Below are 13,880 nucleotides of genomic sequence, written 5' to 3' on the forward strand. Positions count from 1 at the left end.
GATCATGGCGGAACTGACGTACAAGGCCCTGGTGGCGAAGGTCGCGGCCAAGGAGAAGGCCCTGGCGCGTAACGCGGAGTCCGTGAAGAAGGCCGCAGACAACATCAAGGAGCTGGCCGACGACACGGTGAGCGACGCGCAGGCCCTGGCCGCGAAGTCGGTCGACCCCGACTCCCGCTCGGAATGCCAGGAGCTGGCGAGGATCATCCGGGGGGTGTCGCAGGGCGCGATCCAGTACGCGGCGAGGGCCCAGGACACCTCGAAGTCCGCCGCCGCAGCGGGCGAGCAGGCCCGTACTACCCACGCGGGCATCCAGGAGGCCTTCGACCGCTCGAACGTGACCGACCTGGAGAAAGTCTCCAGGGATTGGCTCGAGCAGGAGTAGCCGAACACCACTCACCACCCACTGCGCGCCCGTACCGGACTTTCGGTACGGGCGCGCTTGTGCTGACCACCCGGATCCAGGAGGAGAGTCCTCGATGCCCACGACCTTTCAGACCGTGCCGAACGCCCAGCCGGCGGAACGGGCCGCGGCCATCACCCAGGTAGTCCTCCCCATCGGGGCCGGGCTCCTGGCCCCCGCGCTGGACCCGAACGCGGCCGCGGCGGCCGGCGTCGGCTTCCTGGCCGGTGCGACCTTCGCCGGCGCCAACTACATGAACCGCCTGGGCCGCTGGGCGAACGTGCTCCCCGGCATCGACATCGCCCGCGCGCACCGCGACACCATGGGGATCTCCACGATCACCACGGGCATGTCCCTGGCGCTGGGCCTGGCCGAAGGCACCGACGGCGTCGACATGCTGATGGCCGGCGTCCTCGACCCCGTCTCTGTTCCCGGGATCCTGTCGCTGGGCTGGTGGGCCGCGGTCGGCCTGATCGGCTACCGGCTGCGCCGAGTCTTCGGCAAGCACCAGGTCGCCGTCCAGCAGCACACGCCAGCCGCCGCCGCGGCGAACACCAAGGCGCCGGCCCCGCTCACACCGGCGGAGAAGATCATGGCCGCCTGGGAGCGGACGATCTCCGACCCCGACAAGGGCCAGCACCGCCACCAGGTCCTGACCGACGTCTCGGTGTACATGACGTACTGGACCGGGCGGATCATCGCGCCCGCCGGCACGTCCGTGAACGTCACCAAGGAGGCCGTCTCCAGCGTCTACCGCGTGAATCCCGCCTGGATCACGATCCTGCACGGCGACCACGCCGGCGAAGCGCTGATCACCGTCTCCTACGTCCAGCCCACCGAACTGGACCCCAACACCCTCCAGGGCGCCTGGGAACGCGTGAAGAAGCGCATCCTGCCCAAGACCCACCTGGAAGAGGTCGGCAAGGACGAGAACACCGGCGGACAGGTGGCGCGCGTAGTGGCCGACGACGACCTGGACGCACTCCCCCGCGTCGTCAACCTCGGGGAACTGGCAGGCGCGCTGCGCCGCTCCATCGACCTCGTCTCCTACGAGCCGGGACGACGCGACCCGCGCCGGGCGGTCATCCGCGTCATGGACCACAACCCGCTGGAGGCCGGCCACGAATTCCAGGGCCTGGACTCGCTGAAGGCCACCCCGGGCGGCTGGGTCAACATCGGGAAGATCGTCTCCGGGTTCCCCGCGAAGATCCAGCTGTTCGACCCGAAGCTGGGCGCCCTCCACGTCGTGATCGCCGGTACCACCGGCTCCGGCAAGGGCGGCACGGCCCAGATGATCAGCCTGGCCTACCACGCCAACAAGATGGCCCAGATCTACGGCGACCCCAAGGGCGCGTCCAACCCCGCGATCCCGAAGATGGCCGCCTACAGCGGCCTGACCCAGGCCGGCGCCCTGGGCGCCATGCGGATCTCGTGGTGGGTCCTCAAGCACCGGATCGACGAGGCCGCCCGCCTGGAACTGAAGAACTTCCAGCCGTCCGCGATGCGGCCGTACTGCGCCACGATCCTGGACGAGGCCGCCCAGCTGCTGGCCCCGGGCGCACCGAACCGCAAGGAGGCCGTGAAGATCGTCAAGGACGGTGCCTCCCTGACCCGCTCCCTGGGCATGCCCTGGGTCCTGATCAACCAGACCGTGAACCTGGACCAGCTGGGCAGCGAGCAGGCGATCCGCGCCAACCTCCTGGCCGGCGGAACCTGGATCATCCTGCGCACCGACAGCGACCAGATCAACCTGGGCGACCTTCCCCCCGGCTTCGACGGGATCGACCCCTCCTTGATCCCGCCGGTGTGGGTGGAAGACGACGACGCGCTGGTGTACGACCCGACCATGGCGGAGTCCGACCCGCGCCGCACCTTCGGCCTGGGCTACGTTGCCGCACCGGGCGGCCGCGCGGGCATGATGCGCATCGACAACCTCGAGGACGCCACCCCCCACATCCGGCCGGAGAACATCCTCGCCCCGGTCGACGTCCCCTGGTGGGGCGACCAGGCGTACATGGAGGAGCTGGCCCTGACCCCCATCCCCGGCTTCGAGGAGAAGGACGGCGAGGGCGGGACCGGCGAGGCCGGGACCTCGTTCCCCGGCGTCGACCTCCCGAAGGCCAAGGAGCTCACCTCGGAGGAGAAGGTCCTGGCCGCCCTCCGCGACGAGTCCGACCCCATGTACGTGGACATGGTCGACCAGGGCGACGACATCGGCCCCGAGGACATCGACTACGTGGAGCGGGGCCAGCTGCAGGCCGCCTGCGGGGTCGCGGAGAGCACGTTCGCGAACGTGCTGAACAAGCTGGAGAAGGCCGGGAAGATCCACCGGCTCAAGAACGGAAAGACCTCGAAGGTGGCCCTGGGCCCCCGGCCGGAGGGGACCGGCGAAGAGGCCGCCTGACCGCTGACACACAACGGCGCGCTTCCCACACGGGAGGCGCGCCGTTCCCGTCCGCGCTGAACCCCGCCCCGGCCGCTCCGCCTAACTCCCGCCCACAGGCTGGGCAGAGAGTTGGCCGGCCGCTTCGCACGCGCCCGTTGGCGAACCCCGCCAGCGGGCGCGGCGCTTGCTGCTCACCGACATGTGACCGAGGAAGGACTAGCTCGTGCTCATCCTTCGCCCGCGCCGCCGGATCGGCCGGCCCCGCCCGCAGCGCCCCGGCCCCCGCTACCCGCAGCGTCCCGTCCGGCTGTCCGGCGCCTGGAATCGGTGATGCCCCGCCCCCGGAAGAAAGGGCGCCGCCGCGAGGTCAGGAAGGTGCCGCGCAGCGACGTGACCCTGGAGGAGTTCGACTGGCGCTCTTGTCCCGAGGGCCTGGTCACGCGCAGGCAGTTACGTGAGCGCGGGCTCAGCCCAGGCGGGCACGGACCGGTCGCGGTCCTGCGCTGCAAGGGGTGCTCATACCGGCCCGACCAGTCGTGCAACCACCCCACTCGGGCCTGGCTCTACGACGTGAGCCTCGCCCGGCCGAAGCGGACGCCGACGCTCGCCCAGGAATGGGCGCTGGACCGGGCCATGGCCGCAAGGTCCACGTGCCCGGAATGCGGGCGCCGGTACTACTTCTGCCTCCCGCTGCGCACCCAGGGCCGCTGCGACCCCTGCGCCAGGGGCTACGAGCCCAGCCCCGACACCTACTTCACGTCCACGGCCCCGGTGACCCACCGGCTGGCCGCCTGATCAACGCCTTTTTGGAGGAGAAGTCACCGATGCTCAGCCTGTTCACCCGCCGCCCCGCCGTGCAGGACCCGGCCCTCTCCTGGACGCCGCCGGGCACCACCGTCGTCCAGCGCTACCGCAACATCCTCGGACCGCTGGAGGGCGCGGTCGTCCTCGTCTACACCTCCGCCGGCGACCGCAGCTCCGCCTACGGCGCCGCGTGCCTGGGCTGCACCTACCGCGCGGCCCGCAACGACCGCCGCGTACGGCTGGGGGAAGCGGAGGCCGCCGACCTCGCCAACGCGCATGCCGCCCACTGCCGGGCGATCAACCGGGGCATCCCGGCGCCCCCCGACGACGCTGCCGCCGCGCGGATGGTGCGCAGCCGCCTGCAGAGCAAGCGCGCGCACGGCACCGCGGCGCACCAGGTGGACTTGACCGACTTCCTCGAGGACCGCGTGGACCTCCAGCGCGACGACGACTTCATCAAGCAGGCGATGTCCGAGATCGTGCGGACCGAGGGCCACTTCCTCAAGGCCGCGCCCGCGTACAGCGGTGACACCGGCACCCGGTTCCTGGTCCAGCCACGCCCGCCCCGGAAGTGACGCGGTGCGCCCCCGTACGACCGTGCTCCTGGCGGCCGTCGTCCCGGCCGCGGTCGGTACAGCGGCCGCCGTCCTCAAGGCCGGCCGATGGCGGCTGCACGCCGACCGGCACCGCATCGAGCTGACGCCCCGGCCCCGCCGCTCCTGTCCCGACTGCCGGGGCACGGGCGGTTGGTGGGTCGGCGGCGCGAACCCGGAGATGGAGACGTGCGGCTGCTGGGCGAACCGGCCCGAGCTGCGTATGCACCTCCTGCCCGCCCCGGCCTGGCCGGACGAACCACCGTTCTGACCCTGCCGGGCGGAGCCACGCGGTCCGCCCGGCAACGACAAGGAGATGCAACGCCCATGACCTCCACGGTCCCCTCCCCCGGCATCGACAAGAACATGGACGCCGCCTGCGCCTCGGTCGTCAGCGAGATCAGCCGCACGGACAGCAAGTCGGCGTTACTGCTCGCCTTCAACGGCGCCGTCCTCGCGGGCCTCGCGTCCGTCGCCGACAAGGACCTGCCCCTGTTCACCAAGGTGTTCGGCGCGAGCGCCGTCCTCGCCCTGGGCACAGCCGCCGTGCTGCTGCTCCTGGTCGTCCGCCCCCGGCTCAGCGGCGCCGACCGCGCGTCCTTCCCGTACTGGGCACGTCTGGACGAAGACGAGATCCGCGCCTGCATGGACGGCGACACCCGAGCCGCCCGCATCCGGGCCCTGTCCACCTTCGCCGTTCGGAAGTTCACCCACCTGCGGCGCGCGGTCGACCTGTCGCTCGCCGCCCTGGTCCTGCTCGCGCTGGCCGCCGCTGGACTCGCGCTGTGATGGCGGCCGTAACCCGCACACGCCTGGACCGCGTACGCGCCTCGGTCGGGATCGCTTCGCTGGCCCTCCAGCAGATCGAGGACGACCTTCGCGCCGACGACGTCGACCAGGAGGAGCTCGCCGCGATCCTGCGCGAGCTCATCGAGGACACCGACCCGCCCGGCGGGTTCCTCGCGGCCGTGGCGCAGCTGCTCACCGCCGCCGCGCGCCGTGCCGAGCAGATCGAACCCGACCGCGACGGCGACGCCTCCTGCCCGCTGCACGAGGCCGCCGCCCTGGTCACCGACAACGCCGGGCAGCGCCTCATCCGGTCTGCCCGCGCCCTTCACCCGCAGCAGGGAGGCATCTGATGCCGAGCGCGAAGGCGACGAATCCGCCCCGAGGAGAGTGCACGCAGTGCTGGTTCCACGCGTACGCCAGCCGCGAGGCCCACGCCGGGCTCGGTCCGCGTGAGGACTGCCCGCAGTGCGTGGATCACATGAAGAACGGCCACCCCGACCACATGATCGTCCGCTGACGCCGCTGCGGAAGCCCTCGCCCTGCTCACCGCCCACGCCGGGCAGCGTCCCATCCGGGCTGCCCGGTGCCCTTCACCCGCAAGGAGATCTTGCATGACCGTCTACCCGCCGATGCCCGAGCACAGCCTGGTGGTTCTCATCGGCCCCTCCGGCGCCGGGAAGTCCACGCTCGCCGCCACCTGGCCCGCCTCACAGGTCCTGTCCCTGGACGCACTGCGCGAGACGGTCAGCGACGACGCGGGCGACCAGGACGCCACCGCCGATGCGGTCGCCGCCCTGCACCTGCTCCTGGAAGCGAGGATGCGGCGGGGCCTGTTCACGGTTGTCGACGCCACCAACGTCACCCGGGCCGCCCGAGAGCCGCTGGTCGCCGCCGCCCTGCGGTACAACATGCTCCCCATCGCGGTCCTGGTCGCCACCCCTGACACGGTGTGCGTCAAACGGCAGGGCCCGCGCCCGGCCAACCGGACGGTGCCGGAAGCCGTGGTTCACCAGCAGCACCAGGACATGCTCGACTCACAACGGACCTTGAAGAGCGAGGGCTTCCGCGAGGTCATCTTCGCCGACGACCTCAGCCGACTGCTGCCGCTCCTGGAGCGGCTGAGCGCAGCCCGGCAGGCCGACCTCGGTCTGGACGGCGGCGACGGCCTCGGTGGTCTGCTGCTCGTACGCCGCGTCTTCGGCCCCGAAATCCTGCCGCTGTGGCAGTGGAAGCCCGGCTCGACCCTCGCCGGCGGTGACCGCGTCGCGGAGATCCGCCTCGGCCGGCAGCACCTCACCCTCGCCCTGCGCACCGACGTCGACGGCGAGGGTGACGTCGGGTTCGACGTGATGGTGCCGTGCCCGCACGACGACGCGTGCACCGGCCACGCCTGGGTGCCCGCCTACAGCGTCACCTGCCTGTACCGGGCGCTCAACGGCGACCTGGACGACGACGAGGACATCGTCTGCACCGTCCACGGCCCGAACACCGACGAGGAACAGGAGGACGACCCCGAGGGCCGCGCCGACCTGGAAGCGCAGTACGCGGACGCAGTCCGCGAGTGAGGCGTACCGCCGTCACGCCGAACACCCCCACCCCACAGGCGCCGGGCACGCCCGGCGCCCGCCGCTTTCCCAGGAAGGACACCCCGTCATGGGCATCACGATCACGAACACGTACGGCACCCCGCACAACGTCAGCGAGGACCACCCGGCCCACGTCACGGGCTGCGACTACTACCGGCTGCCCTTGGTCGCCACCATCACCCCCACGACCCCCGGCTACGAGGACATGGTCGACATGCTGAAGGAGAACGGCCACGACACCCGCGAGGGGTACGGGCTGATCTTCTTGGAGTCCGAGGAATTCAGCGCGACGTACTTCGGGTCGATCGAGCAGATCGAGCAGTACAAGCGCGAGAACGTCGACGGCAAGGCGACCTTCGACGCCTCGCAGGGGGTCCTGTACGCCCAGTGGCCTCACGGCAAGGGCTGGGACACGTTCATCCCCCGCGTCTTCTGGAACCAGGCACAGTGCGGCGCGATCGCGGACGGCGTCGGCCTCGTCACCGCCTTCGCGCACACCGAGATCCCGGGCGCGGAGGTCGTCGTCTTCGAGTTCGAGGGCAAGTGGCTTCCCGACAGTGAGCCGCAGCAACTGGTCACCTACCACTGCACCGGCTGCCACCTCGACACCTTCCACGACTGCGGGCACGTCCACGAGAACACCGGCCCCAGCAGCCGCCGCTGGGCCGCCCGCCAGGCCCGCCAGCACATCGTCAGCGCCCACCGGCACGGCGTCGGCGACAAGCACAGCGCCTGCCGCCCCAACAACGGCGAGATGCTGCGCGCCGTGAACGCGGTCGCCCGCGACATGTGGGGCACCACGGGCAACGCCCTTCCGGACACCGACGACGCGTACTGCGCCACCAAGGGCCCCTGCTCGATCATCCGCGAGCTGCGTGCCGGAGTCCGCCCGCCCGTCTACCGCGCCTGACGGATGCTCCGTGCCGCCCCGGCCTCTTCGTACGACGGAGGCCGGGGCGGTCGCGGTGGTCCCTCAAGCAGCCAAAACCCCGGGACCAGGACCAGAGAGGGATGGACGTCATGCCGAACCAGCAGGCCCACCGTGAAACGAGCGCGCAGCCGGACCGGACGGACTGGCAGCTCGCCCAGGAGTACCTGCATCGCGCCCGGTACGCCGACAGCGCCCGCCTCGCCGAACTGTTCACCGACGAGGAAGCCACCCGGGCCACCGCGTACCTGGCCGCCCAGCACCCCGACGCGGACCGGCTGACCGCCATCGAGGCCCGGCTGAAGGCCGTTCCCGGCGGCTGGTGGCAGAGGGGCGGTGACACCGGCGTCATCGAGGACGGCGACGGCCGGCCCGTCGCCGTCCTCGGCACCAGCGGCGTCGAACACCTCCCGCTGGGGGAGTTCATCGCCGCTGCCCCTGGCGACACCGAGTGGCTCACGCAGCAGCTGCGGCGGGCGTGGGCGCAGCTGGACAGGCTGCGGGACCGGATCGACGACGCCGGAAGCCTCATGCACATCCACCACGTCGCCACGGCCATCGACTACGTCCCCGGCTCGAGGGAGACGGAATGAGAGCCCAGCCGCCGCACCCGCACCCGCTCACCCCGGCCGACCTCCCGGCCGGAGACGACTGGTGGCACGGCTGCCGGGAGTGCCACCTCCCGATCCAGGGCGGGGCCGCCGGCCTCGCCGCGCACCGCCGCACGGTCCACACCGACGCGGGAGACCCCCGGCGCCCCATCACGATCCAGCTCGACCACTGACAAGGAGGCCCCTCATGGCCACCCAGACCCGCACGGACACCTTCGCCGCGCTCCGTGACTGCTTCGCCGCCGACCTCGCCGCCCTCATCGGCGACCAGGCGTCGCTGCTGGCCTGGGCGCGCACCCACCTGCGCGACGCCGCCACGACGGCCAGCTGATCCCCGCCTTCGAGTGAGCGCACTCTGTGCCGCCCCGGACCCCGTACCCGCCGGGGTCGGGACGGTCGCAGTTGCCCCTCAACCACGAGAGCGAGAGGAGATGGGTCGTCATGCCGCACCGCGAGGTCTATGTCGACGTCCCGATACACCACACCAGCAACCCGGCTCTGCGGGGCCTGCACGTCTTCGCCGGTGAGGCGGACTCCCGCAGTACAGCCCTGCGCCGCGCCCACGAGGTGTACGACGCCGCGCTCGCCGCCCGGCAGGCCGGACTGGAGATCCCCGGCCAGTAGCCGGACAGCTGGACCGCGCACGGGCTGCGACCCGGCTGGGAGCTCGACTGGCTCACCGCGAAGGCCGGCCCCTGGAAGAGCCCTACAGCTGGACCACCCGCAGCGACTTCGAGCTGTAGCTACGCCCCGGGACGGACGACACGGCGTCCAAACCAACCGCCCGTCCCGGGCCCACCCAACCCGTACGAGACGAGAGGGAGATCCCCAGTATGGACTCCGTCCTGCGCGTTCAGGGCCGGATCGGCCCGCGCACCCTCCTGATCACCACCGCCGCGCTGCCGCTGACCGGCTGGATCATGCACGCCGTCGCGCTGCACCGCCGGCTCGCGGCGACCCGCAAGGATCCGCTGACCGGCCTGCTGCGCCGCGACGCCTACACCGCCCGCGCCCGCCGACTCCTGGCCCGCCACGGCGCCAACACGGCCGTGGTCCTCATCGACCAGGACCACTTCAAGACCGTGAACGACACCATGGGTCACGCCGCCGGCGACGCCGTCCTGGCCGCCACCGCCGCCCGGCTCACCGCGTGGGCGGGCCCGCGCGCGGCCGTGGGCAGGCTCGGAGGCGATGAGTTCGCCGTCGTCCTGGAGCTGCCCGCCACCCGCACGGAGCAGCGCCTCGCGCAGCTGGTCCGCATGCTGCACACCCCGGTCGTCACCGAGGACGGCCGCACTATCGACGTCGCCGCCTCGGTCGGCGCCGCGACCCCGCACGCGGTCAGCTCCCGCGACCTGACCGTGCTGCAGCGGGCCGCCGACGCCGCCCTGTACGACGGCAAGCACACCGGCCGACCGCACCTTGCCACCGCCGCTCACACCACGGTGCCGTCCATCAACGGCCGCCGCGCCGGGCGCCCGGGAACGGCCGCATGGGGGCGAGCCGCATGAGCACCGCGCCCCTCCCGCAGGGCGACTGGATCCGCGGCATCACCGTCCAGCAGCCGTACGCCACCTGCATCCTCACCGGCGCCAAGAGCATCGAGAACCGGCCCCGCCCCTGGAGCTGGCGGGGCTGGATGCTCCTGCACGCCGGGCAGCGCACCGACGCGGCCGCCCTGCGCCTCCCGCTGGTTGCCCACACGATCCGCGGCCGGGAACTCACCACCGGAGCCGTCATCGGCATCGCGCGCCTGGTCGATTGCCACCAGGACCCCGAGGGCTCCGAGCCCTGCACCCCGTGGGCACAACCCGGCACCTGGCACCTGGTCCTCACCGACGTCCAGGAGCTGCCGTTGCCAGTCCCGGCTGCCGGGCAACTCGGGCCCTGGCAGCCGACGGAGGACCTGCTGGACCGCGTGCTACAGCAGCTGCCCGACTTCCGGCCGTGACCCGCCAGGGACGCACGAAGGAGAAGCCGCCGTTCGAGCCGGGCCTGATCCCGGCTCCCGGCGAGCTCCTCGTCTGGCGAGACGGCCAGCACTTCGACCACTGGCAGGACCTCCCCTGCACGCTGTGCGGACAGCCCACGCCCATGCGCTCCCACTCCGACGAGCCCGCGCACAAGGCGCGCGCGGAGGACTGGATCACCGCCAACCCCGTTGAGGCCCGCCTCGGGCGGTTCGCCTCCGACCTCGCGCCGAAGCCCAAAGGCCAAGGCGACCACGCCTGACCTCCACCTGGAGGACCTCCATGAACAGCACCGACCGCGACGTCGACCACACCCTCGCCTACCCCGAGCCGCCGGCCTCCCCGCTCTGGCACCGCCACGGCGCGAAGACCCGCCCGCTCACCGAAGCCCAGCAGCGGCGCAACCGCGAGCTGCTGGACCTTGCCCAGCGCACTACCCGACCCCGCTCCCCTCGCCCCACCGAGAGCCTGGCGGAGGCCAGCTGATGGACACCAAGCACTGCGCCGTCGACGGCTGGGTCGACGCGATCCCCGTCCCCGGCCCGCGTGACACCGTCACCTTCGACCTGGTCGTCCGGCCCGCCGACATCGACGCGCTCGACGACGACGCCCCCGACACAATCATCACCTGCACCAGCGGTGACCCCCGGATCACCCACGAACTGCTGAACGGCATACAGCCCGGCGACCTGCTGCGCGCGACCGGCACCCTGGTCCAGCCGCCGACACCCGGCGAGCACGCCCGGCTCACCGTCGACGCCCTGGAGGTCCTGGACACCGCACTGGTCCCGGTCCTGCGAGAGATGGTGCTCGACAGGTACGGCGACTACGTCGTGATCTTCGACGGAAACACGGACGCCGTACCCGTCTTCACCGCGCACGGGCAGTGGGTCGGCCTGGCGGACAACCCCGACGCCATCGCCACCCTCATCAACATCCACGAGCGCGTGAACGGCGGTGACGCCTGATGGCCACCACCACCGCGCCGGCCACCCGGACCATCCTGGAACGGTTCCCCGCCGGAGCTCCCCGCGGCTCCTGGCCGGCCGAAGAGTGCGCGGCCGCCCAACGCGCCCAGGGCGTCAACGCCCAGGTCGTGATGGACCTGCGCAGCGACCAGTTCCTCGTGGTCACCGACACCACCCAGTAGCACCAACCCGGAGCGCCGCACCCGCCCTCCCGGCAGGGCGCGGCGCTCTGAGTGTTCCCGGTCGGTGATGCGTTCGCGGATCCCGTCACCGCCCAGGGTCTTGTCGCGGTGGCGGACGGCGCCCTGGTGATAGTCGCTGGCAAGAGCAGCTCGCCGGCGGGAACGATGCGCTACAGGACACGATGGGGGCGATGACGACCTAGGGAACCCGCTCGGTGCCGGCGGAGAGGTGGTTGCCATCGAGGGAGGTCTTGAACTGGCGGGCGCCAAGACGCGAATCCACGGCGCATGGCCCGATACCCACCGGCTCCTCACTCATACCCTCGCCGGGGCGCGACCCCTCGGCTGACCTCAACCTGACCTTCCAAGACCGCGAAGCGGCCCTTGCCACCTGGACCCGGTCCAGACGGCAAGGGCCGCTTTTCTGCGTCCGCGCCCTGCCCGCTGAGCAAGATCGTTCTTACACAATTGTGCAAGAAGGATCTTGCGGGTATGCATGCTTCAGCCTGCAGCTGCCTCGGTGAGGCTTTCCACGAGCAGCTCCGCAACAGCGGTCAGATCCTGCGGAGACAGATGCTCCTTCAACGCAGCCACGATGCTTGCCGGAGAAGCAGCGGAGATGACGATGGACGTGGGAACCGAGGGAGCCGGGTCTACCGCCGCGGCGTTAACGCCGTTAATGGTCTGCTCCGGTACCGCGGGAGCAGAGGAAGCAGCATCGGAACCGTTAACGCCGTTAACGGTCTGCGCCCCGCTCCCGTCCCCCAGCCGCCGACGCGGCGCGCGCTGTCGCGGCGTCTTCGACGCGGCCATGACCTCCTGTGCAGCAGGCGCCTGCTGCTCCTTAGGCAGCCGTCCGATGCGCCTGGCGGGCTCTACCTTGAGTTCACCGGCCTCGACGGCGGTCTGAAGCTCTGGGGTGAGTTCCAGCAGTGCCAGCCGCTGCGATACCCATGCTGGCGTCTTCCCCAGCCGCCGGGCGACCTTGCCCTGGGAACCGTGTACGTCGACCAGTTGCTGGATGGCCTTGGCCTGGTCGAGGGGCGGCACGTCTACCCGGTGTACGTTGGCGATCAGCGCCGACTCCAGGATGTCGGCGGCGGTGGCGGCCAGATCGTCGTTGACGTCGATCCGCAGCTCGGCCAACCCCGCTGCACCGGCGGCCTTGAGTCTGCGGTTACCGTCGATGACCACGTACTCGGCTGCCCCGATCTGCTCCTCCTGATCAGGGTGAGCGGCGAGGAAGGCGGCCCGCCGTGCGACGGTGACCGGCTGGATCTGCCCCCGCACACGAAGAGACTCAGCAGTCTCCTCGATCTCGGTGTACTCGTCGCGGGGATTGAACGGATTGTGCGCCAGTTCCGCCAGCGGAACCGAAGCCGGCGGACGCTTGCCCTCCCCGTTGATGATCTGCTGACGTGTCCGCACCCGCCGCGGCGCTTCCTTCGGACTGGCCTGACCGTCCTCGTCCAGGGTGAAGCCGCGCGTCACACGCTCCTGCGTCCCTTTGGGCTTGGTCTTCCTCATACCGCCAGTTCCTTCGCCAAGTCGCGCATCGCCTGCGCATGCTCACTGTCGGGCGCGTACTCCAGCAGCGGGATCTCCCCGTCAGCCGCTTCGCGCCCCTCCTTCAGATCACCGATGACTGCCAGCACCGCCGGTGAACTGCTGCGCTCCCACTGGTCGCGGTTCTCCTTGACCAGCTTTCCGCGGCGGCTGTCATAGGCGTTGATGACCAGGCCGAGGTAGTCGATGGTGATCCGGCCCTTGCGGCACAGGTCTTCCATCTGCTCGCGCAGCAGCCGGAAGGCCCGATGGGAAGCCTTGTTCGCCCATACCGGCGTGATCACGCCGGACCGGTCAGACAGCTCGCCGTCGCGGCGCCGCACGTAGTACAGGGCCGTATCCATGTTCAGGCCGAGACTGGGCGGGCCATCGATGATGATGACGTCGTAGTCGTTCTCCAGCGGCTCAAGTGCCCGCTCCAGGGCGGCCTCGCTGAACGACACCTTGGACAAAGCAACATCCCGCAGGAACGCGTCATCGCTCGCGGGCAGGAGATGCAGACGCTCGCCGAAACGCTCCTGGTCCAGGGCTACCAGCAGGTCGTGAATGTCACCCTTGGCGGTCCCGTCCATGTGCATGAGCAGTGTCTCGACGTCGTCCTCGTACATGAGGTCCTCGAAGCCGAGCTCCGCTGTGAGATGCCCCTGGGGGTCGTAGTCGACGATCAGCACCCGGTGGCCGGCTTCCGCGAGCGCTTGGGCGATGCCGCTGGAGATGAACGTCTTGCCGACCCCGCCCTTCTGATTGGCCACTATGACGCGGATAACCGGCTGCTCGGTGAGGGGCGACGCGGGGGAGGGGTGCGCCTCGAGCCAGAGCGTCACCGCCTGAGCCAGGCCCTGGACGTAGGTGACCCCGCGCTCGCTGCACGCGTTCTTAAACGCCTCGGGCTCGCCAGCAGGAAGGAAAGTCCCCCATGTCTTCGCGCCGGTGGTATCGACGTCAGGGACCTGGTCCGCGGTGTACCAAGCCTTGATGGCGTGCTCAGTGGCGTCCTGAATGTCCATTCCATGCTCGAAGGCACGGATCTTCAAATGTCTGCGGAGCTGGGGAGTCAGGGCTGTAATTAGCTTCTCCCGCTCCCCTCGGGGGCT

At 70.8% G+C, this 13,880-nt stretch carries 22 protein-coding genes; 20 read left to right on the forward strand and 2 right to left on the reverse strand.

The features are described 5' to 3' along the window. The first annotated feature begins 4 nt into the window (after positions 1-4). The 20 genes from ACSURM_RS39210 to ACSURM_RS39305 all read left to right on the forward strand — a co-directional run bounded on the left by ACSURM_RS39210 (position 5) and on the right by ACSURM_RS39305 (position 11,220). Complete coding sequence (locus ACSURM_RS39210) at positions 5-385, forward strand: hypothetical protein (protein ID WP_436961466.1); 381 nt, start codon at positions 5-7, stop codon at positions 383-385. A gap of 94 nt (positions 386-479) precedes the next feature. After that, positions 480-2,807 (forward strand): hypothetical protein, encoded by a 2,328-nt coding sequence (locus tag ACSURM_RS39215; protein ID WP_436961467.1) that lies wholly within the window; start codon positions 480-482, stop codon positions 2,805-2,807. Positions 2,808-3,119: 312 nt separating this feature from the next. After that, complete coding sequence (locus ACSURM_RS39220; RefSeq protein ID WP_436961468.1) at positions 3,120-3,584, forward strand: RRQRL motif-containing zinc-binding protein; 465 nt, start codon at positions 3,120-3,122, stop codon at positions 3,582-3,584. Positions 3,585-3,613: 29 nt separating this feature from the next. After that, positions 3,614-4,168 (forward strand): hypothetical protein, encoded by a 555-nt coding sequence (locus ACSURM_RS39225; RefSeq protein WP_436961469.1) that lies wholly within the window; start codon positions 3,614-3,616, stop codon positions 4,166-4,168. A gap of 4 nt (positions 4,169-4,172) precedes the next feature. Continuing rightward, on the forward strand, positions 4,173-4,457 hold the full coding sequence (locus ACSURM_RS39230; RefSeq protein WP_436961470.1) for a hypothetical protein: 285 nt from the start codon (positions 4,173-4,175) through the stop codon (positions 4,455-4,457). Between the two features lie 56 nt (positions 4,458-4,513). Continuing rightward, complete coding sequence (locus ACSURM_RS39235; RefSeq protein WP_436961471.1) at positions 4,514-4,975, forward strand: Pycsar system effector family protein; 462 nt, start codon at positions 4,514-4,516, stop codon at positions 4,973-4,975. Beyond that, positions 4,975-5,325, forward strand: coding sequence for a hypothetical protein (locus ACSURM_RS39240; protein ID WP_436961472.1), 351 nt, complete (start codon positions 4,975-4,977; stop codon positions 5,323-5,325). The genes ACSURM_RS39235 and ACSURM_RS39240 overlap by 1 nt, the downstream gene beginning before the upstream one ends. Then, complete coding sequence (locus tag ACSURM_RS39245) at positions 5,325-5,492, forward strand: pRL2-8 (RefSeq protein ID WP_397944067.1); 168 nt, start codon at positions 5,325-5,327, stop codon at positions 5,490-5,492. Before ACSURM_RS39240 ends, ACSURM_RS39245 begins: the two co-directional genes overlap by 1 nt. A 94-nt stretch (positions 5,493-5,586) precedes the next feature. Next, positions 5,587-6,540 (forward strand): AAA family ATPase, encoded by a 954-nt coding sequence (locus ACSURM_RS39250; RefSeq protein ID WP_436961473.1) that lies wholly within the window; start codon positions 5,587-5,589, stop codon positions 6,538-6,540. A gap of 88 nt (positions 6,541-6,628) precedes the next feature. Beyond that, positions 6,629-7,471 (forward strand): hypothetical protein, encoded by an 843-nt coding sequence (locus ACSURM_RS39255; RefSeq protein ID WP_436961474.1) that lies wholly within the window; start codon positions 6,629-6,631, stop codon positions 7,469-7,471. Positions 7,472-7,581: 110 nt separating this feature from the next. Beyond that, positions 7,582-8,082: a hypothetical protein gene (locus ACSURM_RS39260; RefSeq protein WP_436961475.1), complete on the forward strand. Its 501-nt coding sequence runs from the start codon at positions 7,582-7,584 to the stop codon at positions 8,080-8,082. Then, the gene (locus ACSURM_RS39265) at positions 8,079-8,273 is read left to right on the forward strand and encodes a hypothetical protein (protein WP_436961476.1); all 195 of its coding nucleotides are present in this window, start codon (positions 8,079-8,081) and stop codon (positions 8,271-8,273) included. The genes ACSURM_RS39260 and ACSURM_RS39265 overlap by 4 nt, the downstream gene beginning before the upstream one ends. A 14-nt stretch (positions 8,274-8,287) precedes the next feature. Continuing rightward, positions 8,288-8,431, forward strand: coding sequence for a hypothetical protein (locus tag ACSURM_RS39270; RefSeq protein ID WP_436961477.1), 144 nt, complete (start codon positions 8,288-8,290; stop codon positions 8,429-8,431). A 110-nt stretch (positions 8,432-8,541) separates the two neighbouring features. Next, positions 8,542-8,724, forward strand: a complete 183-nt coding sequence (locus ACSURM_RS39275; protein WP_436961478.1) for a hypothetical protein — start codon at positions 8,542-8,544, stop codon at positions 8,722-8,724. A 209-nt stretch (positions 8,725-8,933) separates the two neighbouring features. Beyond that, entirely contained in the window at positions 8,934-9,611 is a 678-nt protein-coding gene (locus ACSURM_RS39280) for a GGDEF domain-containing protein (protein WP_436961479.1), read from the forward strand. Beyond that, positions 9,608-10,051, forward strand: a complete 444-nt coding sequence (locus ACSURM_RS39285; protein WP_436961480.1) for a hypothetical protein — start codon at positions 9,608-9,610, stop codon at positions 10,049-10,051. Before ACSURM_RS39280 ends, ACSURM_RS39285 begins: the two co-directional genes overlap by 4 nt. Continuing rightward, on the forward strand, positions 10,048-10,332 hold the full coding sequence (locus tag ACSURM_RS39290) for a hypothetical protein (protein ID WP_436961481.1): 285 nt from the start codon (positions 10,048-10,050) through the stop codon (positions 10,330-10,332). The genes ACSURM_RS39285 and ACSURM_RS39290 overlap by 4 nt, the downstream gene beginning before the upstream one ends. 20 nt (positions 10,333-10,352) lie before the next feature. Then, the gene (locus ACSURM_RS39295) at positions 10,353-10,556 is read left to right on the forward strand and encodes a hypothetical protein (protein WP_436961482.1); all 204 of its coding nucleotides are present in this window, start codon (positions 10,353-10,355) and stop codon (positions 10,554-10,556) included. After that, positions 10,556-11,038: a hypothetical protein gene (locus tag ACSURM_RS39300; protein WP_436961483.1), complete on the forward strand. Its 483-nt coding sequence runs from the start codon at positions 10,556-10,558 to the stop codon at positions 11,036-11,038. The genes ACSURM_RS39295 and ACSURM_RS39300 overlap by 1 nt, the downstream gene beginning before the upstream one ends. Further along, positions 11,038-11,220 carry a hypothetical protein gene (locus ACSURM_RS39305; RefSeq protein ID WP_436961484.1) on the forward strand — a complete coding sequence of 61 codons (183 nt, stop codon included), beginning with the start codon at positions 11,038-11,040 and terminating at the stop codon, positions 11,218-11,220. The genes ACSURM_RS39300 and ACSURM_RS39305 overlap by 1 nt, the downstream gene beginning before the upstream one ends. Before the next feature lie 501 nt (positions 11,221-11,721). On the opposite strand, the gene ACSURM_RS39310 is transcribed toward ACSURM_RS39305, so the two are convergent. Together ACSURM_RS39310 and ACSURM_RS39315 are read right to left on the reverse strand one after the other, a co-directional pair. Next, positions 11,722-12,747 (reverse strand): ParB/RepB/Spo0J family partition protein, encoded by a 1,026-nt coding sequence (locus ACSURM_RS39310; protein ID WP_436961485.1) that lies wholly within the window; start codon positions 12,745-12,747, stop codon positions 11,722-11,724. Further along, positions 12,744-13,793 (reverse strand): ParA family protein, encoded by a 1,050-nt coding sequence (locus ACSURM_RS39315; RefSeq protein ID WP_436961487.1) that lies wholly within the window; start codon positions 13,791-13,793, stop codon positions 12,744-12,746. The genes ACSURM_RS39310 and ACSURM_RS39315 overlap by 4 nt, the downstream gene beginning before the upstream one ends. Positions 13,794-13,880: the final 87 nt, after the last annotated feature.

Origin of the sequence: Streptomyces sp. SudanB182_2057 (assembly GCF_964272715.1) — a bacterium.
Taxonomy (GTDB): Bacteria; Actinomycetota; Actinomycetes; order Streptomycetales; family Streptomycetaceae; genus Streptomyces; species Streptomyces rubradiris.